10 protein-coding genes and 1 other annotated feature are annotated in these 13743 nt (G+C 53.1%); of the genes, 7 read left to right on the forward strand and 3 right to left on the reverse strand.

The window, feature by feature from the left end; translation table 11 throughout:
• Positions 1–136 precede the first annotated feature (136 nt).
• The 4 genes from PEL01S_RS11515 (at position 137) to PEL01S_RS11530 (ending at position 3904) form a co-directional block, all read left to right on the forward strand.
• Positions 137–553: a hypothetical protein gene (locus PEL01S_RS11515; RefSeq protein WP_010498170.1), complete on the forward strand. Its 417-nt coding sequence runs from the start codon at positions 137–139 to the stop codon at positions 551–553.
• 154 nt (positions 554–707) lie between these two features.
• Entirely contained in the window at positions 708–1721 is a 1014-nt protein-coding gene (ccpA, locus tag PEL01S_RS11520) for a catabolite control protein A (RefSeq protein WP_010498173.1), read from the forward strand.
• Positions 1722–1759: 38 nt separating this feature from the next.
• Positions 1760–2461: a 5'-methylthioadenosine/adenosylhomocysteine nucleosidase gene (locus PEL01S_RS11525; RefSeq protein ID WP_127460400.1), complete on the forward strand. Its 702-nt coding sequence runs from the start codon at positions 1760–1762 to the stop codon at positions 2459–2461.
• A gap of 57 nt (positions 2462–2518) precedes the next feature.
• Positions 2519–3904 carry a glycine--tRNA ligase gene (locus tag PEL01S_RS11530; protein WP_063177704.1) on the forward strand — a complete coding sequence of 462 codons (1386 nt, stop codon included), beginning with the start codon at positions 2519–2521 and terminating at the stop codon, positions 3902–3904.
• A 119-nt stretch (positions 3905–4023) separates the two neighbouring features.
• On the opposite strand, the gene PEL01S_RS11535 is transcribed toward PEL01S_RS11530, so the two are convergent.
• The gene (locus PEL01S_RS11535; protein WP_127460401.1) at positions 4024–5202 is read right to left on the reverse strand and encodes an acetoin utilization protein AcuC; all 1179 of its coding nucleotides are present in this window, start codon (positions 5200–5202) and stop codon (positions 4024–4026) included.
• Positions 5203–5218: 16 nt separating this feature from the next.
• The gene (locus PEL01S_RS11540) at positions 5219–5851 is read right to left on the reverse strand and encodes a GNAT family N-acetyltransferase (protein WP_063177708.1); all 633 of its coding nucleotides are present in this window, start codon (positions 5849–5851) and stop codon (positions 5219–5221) included.
• Positions 5852–5998: 147 nt separating this feature from the next.
• Between PEL01S_RS11540 and acsA the strand changes: the two genes are divergently transcribed.
• Complete coding sequence (gene acsA / locus PEL01S_RS11545; protein ID WP_127460402.1) at positions 5999–7723, forward strand: acetate--CoA ligase; 1725 nt, start codon at positions 5999–6001, stop codon at positions 7721–7723.
• 383 nt (positions 7724–8106) lie between these two features.
• On the opposite strand, the gene PEL01S_RS11550 is transcribed toward acsA, so the two are convergent.
• Positions 8107–11295 carry a penicillin-binding protein 1A gene (locus PEL01S_RS11550; protein ID WP_174806935.1) on the reverse strand — a complete coding sequence of 1063 codons (3189 nt, stop codon included), beginning with the start codon at positions 11293–11295 and terminating at the stop codon, positions 8107–8109.
• A gap of 186 nt (positions 11296–11481) precedes the next feature.
• Positions 11482–11782: a binding site (T-box leader), on the forward strand.
• Between the two features lie 59 nt (positions 11783–11841).
• Between PEL01S_RS11550 and tyrS the strand changes: the two genes are divergently transcribed.
• Both tyrS and PEL01S_RS11560 read left to right on the forward strand, forming a co-directional pair.
• On the forward strand, positions 11842–13098 hold the full coding sequence (gene tyrS / locus PEL01S_RS11555; RefSeq protein WP_127460404.1) for a tyrosine--tRNA ligase: 1257 nt from the start codon (positions 11842–11844) through the stop codon (positions 13096–13098).
• 180 nt (positions 13099–13278) lie between these two features.
• Positions 13279–13572 carry a hypothetical protein gene (locus PEL01S_RS11560; protein WP_127460405.1) on the forward strand — a complete coding sequence of 98 codons (294 nt, stop codon included), beginning with the start codon at positions 13279–13281 and terminating at the stop codon, positions 13570–13572.
• Positions 13573–13743 lie beyond the last annotated feature (171 nt).

The following is a 13743-nucleotide window of genomic DNA, read 5'->3' on the forward strand; positions in this document are numbered from 1 at the left end:
GAATATTTGTACATAAGCAGGATGAACGAATGCGCCGTTATAGACGACGGTGGCGCGTTTGTCGGGACCGTCGGAATCAACGGATTCCGATCGTTTGAGAAAGGTTTGGCGTTGCTGCCAAAAGGAGTGGTAGTTGTTGCATAAGCCGTGCAATTGTGGAAAGGCTATGAGCATTCGTCTTCGTACCGTCATTTACCAGAACAAAGTCGAGATCGGGAACGTTCCGATTTTCTCGTGCGACACCTGCAACCGCAGCGAGGTGTTTGCCGAAGTGAAGCCGGAATTGACCGGACTTATCGGCAAGCTCGGCAGCAAGCCGGAGAAGCAGTCGCTTCAGTTTGACGATGTATGCGAAGTCGCCCATCTGATGGTCAAAGTAACGGAGAAAAAAAGGGCAGCCGACCCCGTAGAGACAATAATTCAAGAAAGAATCAACGAACTGCTTGATTTGCTGCTGTTGGCCCAGTCGTTGGACGACGGAGGATGGATTGACGATGTCCGCAAAAGACTGTCGCAAATCGCCAAGCATTCGGTAACGGTACACGATTTTTGAAAGCCGCTGCTCCGCAGTTGGCTTTTTTTGTGTCTTTTTGATACTATATTCGTAGGACTATGACCAATTCGTTGCGAAAACAAGCATTTTGTCGTATGATAAGGCTAAATGACATGATCGCATTATACTTTTTAGAACAATGGAGAGAATGGCCGTGACTGTGACAATTTATGATGTAGCCAGAGAAGCAGGCGTTTCCATGGCAACCGTTTCCAGGGTTGTCAACAATAACCCGAACGTGAAGCCGCAGACGCGCAAGAAGGTGTTTGAGGCGATAGAGCGTTTAGGCTACCGTCCGAATGCCGTAGCAAGAGGCTTAGCCAGCAAGAAAACGACAACGGTCGGCGTGGTCATTCCCGATATTTCCAACTCGATCTTTTCCGAGGTTGCACGCGGCATCGAAGATATCGCGAATATGTATCACTACAATATTATTTTATCCAATGCGGATAAGAAGAAGGAAAAAGAAATCCGCGTGATCAACACCTTGCTGGAGAAGCAAGTGGACGGACTGCTCTTTATGGGCGGGGCGATTACCGAGGAGCACATTCAGGCGTTCAAGACGTCTTCGGTACCGGTGGTGCTGTGTGCGACGGCGGATGAACAGCGGACGATTCCTTCGGTCGATATCGACCATGAGAAGGCGGCTTTCGACGCCGTGAACGTGCTGCTGGAGAACGGACACCGCGATATCGCCATGATTTCGGGCACTTTGCAGGACCCGGCTAACGGTTACGCCCGTTACCAAGGATACAAGAAAGCGCTCGAAGCCGCGAACATTCCGCTGCGCGAAGACCTTGTCCGCATCGGGAACTACCGCTATGAATCGGGCCTTGAAGTGACGAAGTACTTCTTGGAGCTGGACAACCGTCCTACGGCGATTTTTGCCGCAACGGACGAGATGGCGATCGGTGCGATTCACACGCTGCAGGATAACGGCTTGAAGGTTCCGGAAGATATGTCCGTCATCAGCGTGGACAACATTCGGATGGCTTCGATGGTTCGTCCGCTGCTGACAACGGTTGCTCAACCGATGTACGACATCGGTGCTGTGGCGATGCGCCTGTTGACCAAGCTGATGAATAAAGAAACGAAGGATGCTTCGGAGCTGTCGCAGGTTATTTTGCCGCATGAAGTGATTTATAGAAATTCGGTGGCTCATCGCTAATATGAGCCACTTTCTTTTGTAAAAAGGGGGATTCTGGATTGACGTACGGTAAACTAGGCGTCATCGGCGCGATGAAGGAAGAAATCGAGCTGTTCCACGAGCATATGGAGCAGGTGCGGGAATCCGCGAAGGCGGGGATCACGTTCTACGAAGGCGTTTTCCACGGTAAAAGCATCGTTCTGTGCAAATCGGGCGTAGGCAAGGTAAATGCTGCCGTAACGACACAGATTTTGATCGATACCTGCGGCGTGGAAGCCGTAATCTTCACTGGAGTGGCAGGGGCGGTCGACCCGTCGCTGAACGTCGGCGATATCGTGGTGTCGACGGAGTGCCTTCAGCACGATATGGATGTAACAGCGCTTGGATTTCCGCGGGGGACGATTCCTTACGAGGCGACGTCGGTTTTTGCCGCCGATACGGGACTGCGCAGCGCCGCGGCTGGAGCAAGCCGGGAGCTATTCGGAACGGTCAAGGAAGGACGGGTGCTTTCGGGCGACCAGTTTATCGCCAGCCGGGAGACGGTCCAATTGTTGCATAAGGAGCTTCAAGGCGCATGCGTCGAGATGGAGGGTGCGGCGGTCGCACAGGCTTGCTCCATGAACGGCATCCCGTTCGTCATCATCCGTTCCATGTCCGACAAGGCAGACGGATCGGCGCACGTCAATTTTGCGGAATTCACCGTGCAGGCTTCCGAGAACTCATACCGTATTGTGGATCAGATTGTCAAGCGTCTGCCATAGGTCTGCCGGATACCGGAAACGGTCCAAACCAGAGAAGTAGAAGGAGAGAATATAACGATGTCATCCGTAACGATGGAACAATTGGTCGCGTTGGCCAAGCACAGAGGCTTTATTTTCCCGGGCTCCGAAATTTACGGCGGTCTTGCCAACACGTGGGACTACGGTCCGCTTGGCGTTGAGCTGAAAAATAACATTAAGCGCGCCTGGTGGAAAAAGTTCATTCAGGAATCCCCGTACAATGTCGGTCTCGACGCGGCTATTCTGATGAACCCTCAAGCTTGGGTCGCATCGGGCCATGTAGGCAACTTCAACGACCCGATGATCGACTGCAAGCAGTGTAAAGTGCGTCACCGCGCCGACAAATTGATTGAGAACGCCTTGGCGGAAAAAGGCATTGAAATGATCGTCGACGGCCTGTCGTTTGCCGAGATGGAGAAGCTGATCGCCGAGCATAAGATCGTTTGCCCGGACTGCGGAGCGTTGGATTACACCGAAATTCGCCAGTTTAACCTGATGTTCAAAACGTTCCAGGGCGTGACTGAATCGAGCGCGAATGTCGTTTATATGCGTCCGGAGACGGCGCAGGGCATTTTCGTCAATTTTAAGAACGTACAGCGCACCATGCGCAAAAAGCTGCCGTTCGGCATCGGCCAAATCGGCAAAAGCTTCCGGAACGAAATTACGCCGGGGAACTTCACTTTCCGTACGCGCGAGTTTGAACAAATGGAGCTTGAATTTTTCTGCAAGCCGGGTGAAGACCTGCAATGGTTCGAATACTGGCGTTCGTTCTGCCGCGACTGGCTCTTGAGCCTCGGTATCACGGAAGCGAACATGCGTTTGCGCGACCATTCGGACGACGAACTGTCCCATTATTCCAATGCGACGACGGATATCGAATACAAATTCCCGTTCGGCTGGGGCGAGCTGTGGGGCATCGCCGACCGCACGGATTACGATTTGAAGCAGCACATGACGCATTCCGGCGAAGATTTCAACTATATCGAGCCGGAAACGAACGAGCGCTATATTCCGTACTGCATCGAGCCGTCGTTGGGTGCAGACCGGGTAACACTGGCGTTTCTGATCGACGCGTTCGAGGAGCAGAAGCTGGAAGGCGACGACAGCCGGACGGTATTGCATCTGCATCCGGCGCTGGCGCCTTATAAAGCGGCGATTTTCCCGCTGTCCAAAAAGCTTTCCGACGGAGCCAACCAAGTATTTGCCGATCTGGCGAAGCACTTCCTGGTCGACTACGACGAGGCCGGTTCGATCGGCAAGCGTTACCGCCGTCATGACGAGATCGGTACGCCGTTCTGCATTACGTATGACTTCGAATCGGAGCAGGACGGTCAAGTGACCGTTCGCGACCGCGATACGATGGAGCAGACGCGGATGCCGATCAGCGAGCTCAAAGCGTTTATCGAGTCGAAAGTGCAGTTCTAATCTTCAAAATACGAAACAGCCCGCGCCAATACGGCAGCGGGCTGTTTGCATCTTCGTAGAACGAACCAGGGTACTTGTACGGCAGTTGTGCAGCAAAAACTGCGCTGTAAGTCAAAGGATTAGGCCAAATAAAGCGAGGCAATTTCTTTGGTGTGCCGGTTTTTCTCGGTAATTTCCCGCCGCCTCGGAATCGGGTCCCAAGTGTGAACCGCGTCCAGCCACGTAGTTGGAAGCGCTTCACCATAATGGGGCTGCCATTTCGCTACCCAGTCGGCCGGCAGGGCCATCTCCGGGTTCTGTTCTAGCTGCAGGAGCAGGGGATGCTCGCTCATTTCCAGCCAGAGGAGGCTCCAGGCTCTCGGGACGACGCGCCAAATATCGTAGCCTCCGCCGCCGAGCGCTACCCACCGGCCTTGGCAGTGTTCATGTGCGAGTCGGTGGATGATGCGCGGCATCGCCCGGTAAATTTCCATGCTGCAGTGAATATGAGCCAGCGGATCGTAGGCATGGGCATCGCAGCCGTGCTGGGAAACGATAAGATCCGGCTTAAACTGCGCCGCCGTCTTGATAAGCACCTCCTCAAAGCATTCCAACCACGATTCGTCCTCGGTAAAGGGCTCCATCGGCACGTTGATCGTCGTTCCGAAGCCCGTCCCGTCTCCGCGCTCGCTCACCGCTCCCGTACCGGGAAACAAATATTTGCCCGTTTCATGAATCGAGAACGTACAGGTGTCCGGGTCGGTGTAGAAGCTCCATTGAACGCCGTCGCCGTGATGCACGTCGGTATCGATGTACAGGACGCGCACGCCATACTTGCTCTTGGCATGCGCGATGGCTACGGCTGCATCGTTGTAGACACAAAAGCCGGCTCCTTTATGCGGCATGGCATGGTGCAGCCCGCCTCCCAAATGCAGCGCGTGCCCGGCTTCTCCGCCGAGCACGGCATCGACCGCCCGAATCGAGCCTCCGACCAAAATGGACGTGGCCTCGTGCATTCCCGGGAAAAAGGGCGTATCTTCCGTATCCAGCCCGTATTTTCCTGCCTGATGCATCCACTCATCCGTCGGCTGGTCGGCGCTTAATGCCTTGACGGCATTGACATATTCCTGTGAATGCACCGAGCAAAGCTGCGTTTCGTCGGCCGGCATCGGCCGGATTAAGCTGTCGCCGGATAACGCTTTCGCCTTACGCAGCAGGTCGACCGTCAGCACCAGTCTTTGCTGATTAAACGGGTGACTGTCGTTGAACTTGTAGGCGACTTCATTCTCGTCGTAAACAAACAAAGCTTTTGCACTCATGCTATTCGCGCTCCCATCAGTACATAAACCGCTGCCGGAATCGGACCCGGTCGAATTGCTCCACGGAAGACAGCGGCACGTTTTTGCCGATACGTACCATCAAGCAGTTGGCCGGATGAGAGCAGATTTCCGGATCGTCGGTAGCATACCAGACCATATCGACACTTTTCATCAGCTTCTCCATCATATCCCGGTACTGCCAAACGGTAAGTCCGCTTTTTTCCAAGTCCCAATGCCAGTAATATTCGGTCGTAAACGTGATGACATTCTCAAGCTGTCCGTCTTCAAAGGCTAGTCGGATCAGCTTCTTGCCAAGGCCAAGCCCCCGATAGTCGTCCGCCACCTCGATCGCGCCCAGCTCGACCAAGTCCTCCATATTTCCTTCCGACCAGCGTTCCATCTCATCGGGGTAATGGAATGTGACGTAGCCGACAATCTGCGTCGAAATCCTCGCCAGAACGATTCGTCCCTCCGGCAGCCCGGCAATTTCGACAAGCGCCTCGAACTGCTCTTTGGGCCTTCGGAACGCATCCAGATCCGGATGCATCGAATAGTCGCGGAGCTGTTCAGGCGGCACGGGGCCCTCCAGAATGATTTCGCCGTTCTGATACGGAATAACTTGGGAATGATACAATTTAACATGCTCCATCTGCGGCGATTCACTCCCTTCCAGAACTTCAACTTAAGAATAACAAAAAAATAGTCGGATAAAAAGTGTTGTGGTATAATATGTTTTAGTGCGTATGAAAGCGTTTCATCAAAGTGAAAAAAAGAGAGCTTTGGGGAGGAAATGGTCATGGATCATACGAATGTCGAAATCATTGCACCCGTAGCAACATCGCCCAACATGAAAAACTACGAGGAAGAACGCGCCCAATTTCAATGGGCGGATATCGAGAAAGCATTCTCATGGTCCCAAACCGGTAAGGTGAACATCGCTTATGAAGCGATTGACCGCCACGCCGATTCGCAGCGCGGAGACAAGATCGCTCTGTACTACAGCGATGACCGCCGAGATGAAAAGTATACGTTCAAGGAAATGAAAGCCCAGTCCAACCGGTTCGGCAATATTCTGCGCAAGCTTGGCGTGGCGAAAGGCGACCGGGTCTTCATCTTCATGCCGCGTTCGCCAGAGCTTTACTTTGCCTTGTTCGGCACGATCAAAGTCGGAGCCGTGGTCGGTCCGTTGTTCGAAGCGTTTATGGAGACGGCCGTCAAGGATCGTCTGGAGGACAGTGAGGCGGTGGCGATCATTACGACACCTTCGCAGCTTTCGCGTGTGCCCGTTGAAGACCTCCCGCATTTGAAGCATGTGATCTTGGTCGGAGAAGATCTGTCATTATCCGAAGGCCAAGTCGATTATTATAAAGAAATGGCCACCGCTTCCGAAGAGCTCGAGATCGAGTGGGTGGACCGCGAAGACGGATTGATCATTCACTATACATCCGGTTCAACGGGCAGGCCGAAAGGCGTGTTCCACGTCCATAACGCCATGCTGCAGCATTATTATACCGGGCGTGTCGTACTGGATCTTCAGGAGCAGGACATTTATTGGTGTACGGCGGACCCGGGCTGGGTCACCGGAACGTCTTACGGTATTTTTGCGCCGTGGCTCAACGGTGCAACCAATGTCATCCGCGGGGGCCGCTTCTCTCCGCAGAACTGGTACGGTACGATCGAGAAATACAAGGTCACGGTGTGGTACAGCGCACCGACGGCGTTCCGCATGCTGATGGGCGCTGGCGACGATACGGTGAACCAGTTTGATCTGAGCTCCCTCCGTCACGTGCTCAGCGTAGGCGAACCGCTGAACCCGGAAGTCGTCCGCTGGGGACTGAAGGTGTACAATCAACGCATTCACGATACGTGGTGGATGACGGAGACAGGCGGACATCTCATCTGTAACTATCCGAGCATGGCGATTCGTCCGGGCTCGATGGGCAAGCCGATTCCAGGCGTCGAAGCGGCGATCATCGACGATGCAGGGAATGTGCTGCCGCCGTTCCGCATGGGCAATCTGGCGATCAAGACGCCATGGCCGTCGATGATGCGCAAAATTTGGAACAATCCGGCGAAATATGAAGAGTATTTCCGGATTGCGGGCTGGTACATTTCCGGCGACTCCGCTTATATGGACGAGGACGGCTACTTCTGGTTCCAGGGCCGCGTCGACGACGTCATCAATACGGCCGGGGAACGGGTAGGTCCGTTCGAGGTAGAGAGCAAGCTGGTAGAGCATCCGGCGGTTGCGGAAGCGGGGGTTATCGGCAAGCCGGACCCGATGCGCGGCGAGATCATCAAAGCGTTCATTGCCCTGCGTGAAGGCTATACGCCGTCCGAAGAGCTTAAAACGGATATTTCCAAGTTCGTCAAAGAAGGCTTGTCCGCCCACGCAGCGCCGCGTGAGATCGAATTCAAAGACAAGCTGCCAAAAACCCGCAGCGGCAAAATTATGCGCCGCGTGCTGAAAGCATGGGAGCTTAATTTGCCGACAGGCGACTTGTCGACCATCGAGGACTAAGATGCTCGTCCGACATTATTTATATTAGTTCAACAGGGAAGAGGGAGGATTTCTGCTGCTTCAAGTGGCGGAGGTCCTCCTTTTTTATTATTAAAAAAAAGGGATACGAACCGAGCAATCGGTCGTATCCCTCATAGTGTTGAGAAATCCTTGATGTAGAAAATCTCAGACCAATAGAGGTGGGGTATGTCCCGTAAGAGTTTACGTCCGCCTTTGAAACCCGTGAAAATACCGCTAATTCTAATCAATTCACGGGTTTCAAGAGCGGCTGGAGGGACATACCCTACCGGCATATGCAGAGATTTTTCTACGCGAAGCGTGTCCCTCAACAAACCAAGGGATACGAGCCGCACAAGCGGTCCGTATCCCTTTTTTCACTGCTGCTATTTCTTGAACTTCACCGCCGCCGAAAGCTTGGATTCGCCGAATTCATTTGTGGCGGAAACTTTGTAATAGCCGTCATAGGAGACGGCATAGTATTTGAATTGCGTTGCATTCGCTACCGTACCGATTTTCTCAAACTTGCCGCTTTCTTTTTCGCTATAGTATACCGTGTATTCCTTAACCTTTTCTTTGCCAGCATTGTCCTTCCAATTTAGCTCAACGCCTCCGCCGGTGGACTTGGCCGATAAGCCGGTAGGCGCAACCGGAGGCGTCTTGACGGGTGTCTGATCTTCCTTGCCGGTGGATCCGCTGCCGGCGTTATGCTCCTTATTCGGTTCAGAGCCGGTGCCCGTTTCCGAACCGCCTGTACCCTCGTTATTTTTTCCATCGCTCGGTTTGTTCTCCGGAACGGTCTTCTGGCCTCCATCTGGAGGAAGCGACGATAGATCGACGGACGTTCCGTCCGTGTAAGCCGCTTTGCTTGGTGCGGATTCGTTACCGGCTACATCGACAGCGGTCACGTAATAACCGTACAGGTTTCCTCCGTTTACGGAATCCGTAAACTTCGACTCGTCGCCGGCTATCACGACTTTGCTTACCCGTTGGTACGGTCCGTGATTGACGGAACGGTACAAACGGTAGCCGACGGTATCGGCGCTTGAGCTCGCTTGGAACGTGATGATGCTGGTGTCGCCCGCATGGGTCGCGACGACCGTTGTCGGCGCGGCCGGCGGATTTCCATCGTCCGCCCGTGGATCGGTCTCGGAAGGCGCGTCGTCCTGGTAATCTTTCGGACGATAAAAATCGAGGCTGCGGCGGCGGTCCGCTTTGACTCTTTCCATGGCGTTCGCCAGCTCTTTAAACAAAGGTCCGAGCGGCTTTTCCCGCTTGATCACGCTCTTCTGTTGAACAAATTCGCTTGGCGTTCCGTCTTGTGCGATATAATTGATTCCGTTATACGTAATAATCGGCAAGCTTACCATGACGTTGTCTTCTTCGGTCGGGACGAATTTTTTATTGAATACGTCCGTGACGAGCTTGCCCGCCTTCGAAGTCGCTTCGCTCGGCAGTTTCCCGGAAAGGCTGGACACGGTCACCTCGACGATATTGTCCGGCCGCTTGAACTCTTTTGTCGGGAACAGATCAGGTTTTTTGTTAATCGCGTCATCCATCACGAGCGCGAAAATATTTTTCGCCCGGTTCGTTCCGCCCGTTTTCTTGCTCAGCTTATGAATCGGCTGATCATATCCGGCCCAGACGCCCAGCGTAATGTCCGGCGTGTAGCCCATAAACCAAGCGTCGGCGTCGTCCTGGGTCGAGCCGGTTTTGCCGACGATCGGCATTTTGCCGTAGTGCTTGAAATTTTTCATCAGATCGGTTGCCGTCCCGGACGTAATGACGGTGCGCATCATATCGGTCATCAGGTAAGCCGTCTGTTCGGAAAAAGCGTTTGTCGGGTTAAGCTGATGCTCGTAGATGACTTTTCCGTTGGAATCGGTAATTTTTCGGATCATGAACGCTTCATTGAACTCGCCCTTGTTGCCGATCGTCGCATAGGCATTGGTCAACTCCTTGACCGTAACCCCATACTTCAAACCGCCTATAACGCCCGTCTGGGCTTGATAGTCGTCCTTGGTAATAGAGACGATCCCCATCTTTTTGGCAAATTCCCAGGCTTCCTTAATGCCGACGACATCGACGAACAATTTGATCGCCGGAATGTTGTACGACTGGTTTAACGCCCGTCTGGCCGTGATGAGTCCATGATAACCGTCGTCCCAGTTTTCCGGGATGTGAAATCCTCTGCTGCCGTCCTTGAGAATAATCGGGACATCGTCGATGACGGAGGCCGGCTGTATAGCGCCCTTCTCCATGGCCGGCAAATAAGCGGCAATCGGCTTCATGGTCGATCCCGGCTGGCGGAGCGCTTGCGTTGCGTGATTCAGCTGCTCCTTGAAAAAGTCGCGGCCTTCCATCATGCCGAGAATCGCCCCGGTCTTGCTGTCCATCATGACGGCGCCGATTTGCTCGGTTCCTTTGACTTTATCGTCAGGGGTAAAGTTATTCCCATCCTTCGCGATGTCGCGCATCGACTCATAGATGTCCTTGTCGATCGTCGTATACACATGATAGCCACCCCGGGACAGCTGGGCTTGTACGCTTTTCAGCGCCTCGCTGTACGTCTCCGGATTGGCCTGCGGGTCCAGCTTCGGCTGTTGAACCGACAGCAGCGCCTTGGCCGCTTCCTTCTCCACCTCGATCATCAGGAAAGGGTAGGTCGAGTAGGCTTTTTTGACACGCTCGGCAAGCGAGCCCTTCAAATCAAACTGCAGCGCCTCCTGGTACTGCTGCTCGTTGATTTTTCCTTCCTCCAGCATTCGCTTCAGCACGAGCTGCTGGCGCTGAACCGCACGTTTGAATGCGGCGCCGTCGACCTCGCCCTTACTGGTGAAGGCCGAGAAGTTGCTCGGCTGCTGGGGTACGCCGGCCAGATAAGCGGCTTGCGCGATATTTAGCTTGCTCAGATCGTCAATGTTGAAGATCCCTTTTGCGGCTGCTTTAATGCCGTACACATTATAGCCGGACGAGCCGTTGCCATAAGGAATTTTGTTTAAATAGGCGAGCAGAATTTCATCCTTCGACATCAGGCGCTCCATGCGCATGGCGAGCAAAATTTCTTTGGCTTTGCGGCTGTCGGCTTTATCCAGCGTCAGGAAGACGCGTCTGGCGACCTGCTGCGTAATCGTACTGCCGCCGGTCTGAATGTCTTCGTTCAGCAGCTTTTGGACCACCGCGCGGAGCGTTCCTTTAAGGTCCACGCCGTGATGCTGATAAAAGTCGTTGTCCTCGATTGCCAATACGGCGTCCAACACCGGCTTGGGAATATCCTTCAAGCCCGCCATCCTCCGGTCTTCCTCGGTACGAAGCTGGCCGACTACCGTATCGTCGCGAAAATACACGAATCCGGTCAAGGCATCGTCCTGCATTTGCGCCATCATCGTTTCCTTGCTCCGAATCGGATCATCTTTAATCAGTGCGCTGACATAACCGAAAGCGGCGCCGGCCCCCAGCAACCCCGCGAACAAACCGGCGATAAAAAGCCACTTGATCGTATGTAGAGTATATTTGCCAGTTCTAAGCAAGATGACTTGGTATCTTGGCCTTTTTTGTTTTGTCTCCTTCTCCATGAAAGCGAGTTCCTCCTGATTGGAAAACATTCCTTAACATTATAGCATAAAAGCGCTCCGCTACACACCGCCGCAAAATTGTTTCTCGATGACGATTTGCTGACTTTGGCCTGAATTGCGCTTCGAAGCGAGGGGTTTGACAATCGTTTTGGCCTTGTGATATAACTAGGGATAATTGTATACCGCTGAAATGCAACGATGGACTTAGTAGGATAAGGAACTAAGCTTGCAGAGAGCCGGTGGATGGTGTGAACCGGCAGCCGACCTTAGACCGAATTACCGTCCGGAGCAGCGGAAGGGAACCGCGGAACGGCATGTCACAGCCGCCCGTCAGTAGCTTCCGATCGGGCAGCAGCCCGTTATCCGATGAAGTGAAAGCTTGGCAACGGTCTTGGGTGAAGGACTCGCAGTTTCTTCCTACGATACCGTTTCGTTTGCCGGGCTTTAATTAGGGTGGTACCGCGAGCTAAGCCTTCTCGTCCCTTGGGATGAGAGGCTTTTTTTTATTTTATTGCAAATTTAGAGACCAAGCAGGAGGAACAAGCAATGGCAAAATGGGAGCAACTGACACCGCAGCAGCAGCAGGAGGTGAACCGGCAGCTGGAGACGATTCGCCGCGGAGTCGTCGAGATCGTACCTGAAGATGAGTTGAAGCAGAAGGTTATCGATTCCGTTGCAACGGGAACTCCGTTGAAAGTAAAACTGGGACTCGATCCTTCGGCTCCGGATATTCATGTCGGCCATACGGTCGTGCTGCACAAGCTGCGCCAGTTTCAGGAATTTGGCCACCAGGTGCAGCTGATCATCGGCGATTTCACCGGACGGATCGGGGACCCGACAGGCAAATCCGAAACGCGCAAGCAGTTGACGGAAGAAGACGTCAAACGCAATGCGGAGACGTATCAGAAGCAAATTTATAAAATATTGGACCCGCAAAAAACGCAGCTGTTCTACAACTCCGAATGGCTCGGACCGCTCACGTTCGTCGATGTCGTAGAGCTGTCGGCCAAGCTGACGGTGGCGCGCATGCTGGAACGGGACGATTTTTCCAAACGTTATGCGGGCGGCCAGCCGATTCATATCCACGAGTTTTTCTATCCGTTGATGCAGGGCTACGACTCGGTGGCGCTAAAGAGCGATATTGAGCTGGGCGGAACGGATCAGAAGTTCAATCTGCTGATGGGACGTACCTTGCAAAAGGAATACGGCGTCGATACGCAGGTAGCGATCATGAACCCGCTGCTCGAAGGGCTGGACGGCGTACAGAAGATGAGCAAGAGCCTTGGCAACTATATCGGAATCGACGAGGAGCCGAATGAAATTTACGGCAAAGCGATGTCCGTGCCGGACGAGCTAATGCTCAAATATTACGAGCTGGCAACCGACCTTTCGAACGAAGAGCTGCAGCAGCTTCGCGACGGACTCGGCAACGGTACCGTTCATCCGCGGGATGCCAAGATGCGGCTCGCTTACACCTTTGTCCGGATGTATCATGGTCAGCAGGCTGCGGAAGAAGCGCAGCAGCATTTCGTGACCGTCTTCCAGCAGCGTGCGCTGCCGGAGGATATCCAGGAAGTAGCCCTGCCGCAGGAGGCGCTGGAAGACGGTAAGATCCGCATTGTGAAGCTGCTCGTCACGCTTGGTCTGCAAAGCTCGGGCAGCGAGGCGCGCCGGAGCGTGCAGCAGGGCGCGGTGAAGATCAACGAGGAGAAAATCGACGATCCGAATGCCGAGCTCGCGCCGCAGGGCGGCGAAATCGTGCAGGTCGGCAAACGCAAATTTGCCCGTATTAAGTTAGGTTAAGCCATATAACAAAAGGATGCTCCGCAAGTCGGTATCGACGGCGGGGGCATCCTTTTTTAAAAAAAAGAACTTGACAAGCGGATGGAAGTGTGGCGAAGCCCCTTGAAAAAACGATTTTTACTCGAAAGAAAAAACTGCCCTTGACGTGGTATATTTATATTAGAAATGTGGTAACGCACATTGGAGGTGGATAATACGAAAACCGTTAAGCTTTATAAATGGGAGAATTTACAGGCGGATAGTGATTGGAAGGTAAAACGTAGTTTCTCTATGTGGTATTGTGGCCATTATGATTTCGTAGATTGTGACGAGGGCGTTGAATATGTTTTACCTGAAGGTTATGTAATAGCAGAAAATGACTTAGGTGAGGAACTTATTTATGACCATACTGGTGACTATTGCGAAATTTCCATATCTCATAATAAGCCTGTTTTGTATAGTAACGCTGGGCGCGTGGAGTTGGTTAGGGCATGAGTTAAGTTTAAGGAATAATTGAACAAACCAAAGAACCCAGAGAATAGAGCTGGGTTCTTTTTTTATCTGGCGCTTGAAATATAAGAGCGTCTGCCCACATTATTTTTAGCCCCAAACCAGCCCCATTTAGCCCCAAATGGATGCATTATAGTGCATTAACTTGCAATATTG

The organism is Paenibacillus elgii NBRC 100335, assembly GCF_004000865.1.
GTDB classification, from domain to species: domain Bacteria; phylum Bacillota; class Bacilli; order Paenibacillales; family NBRC-103111; genus Paenibacillus_G; species Paenibacillus_G elgii.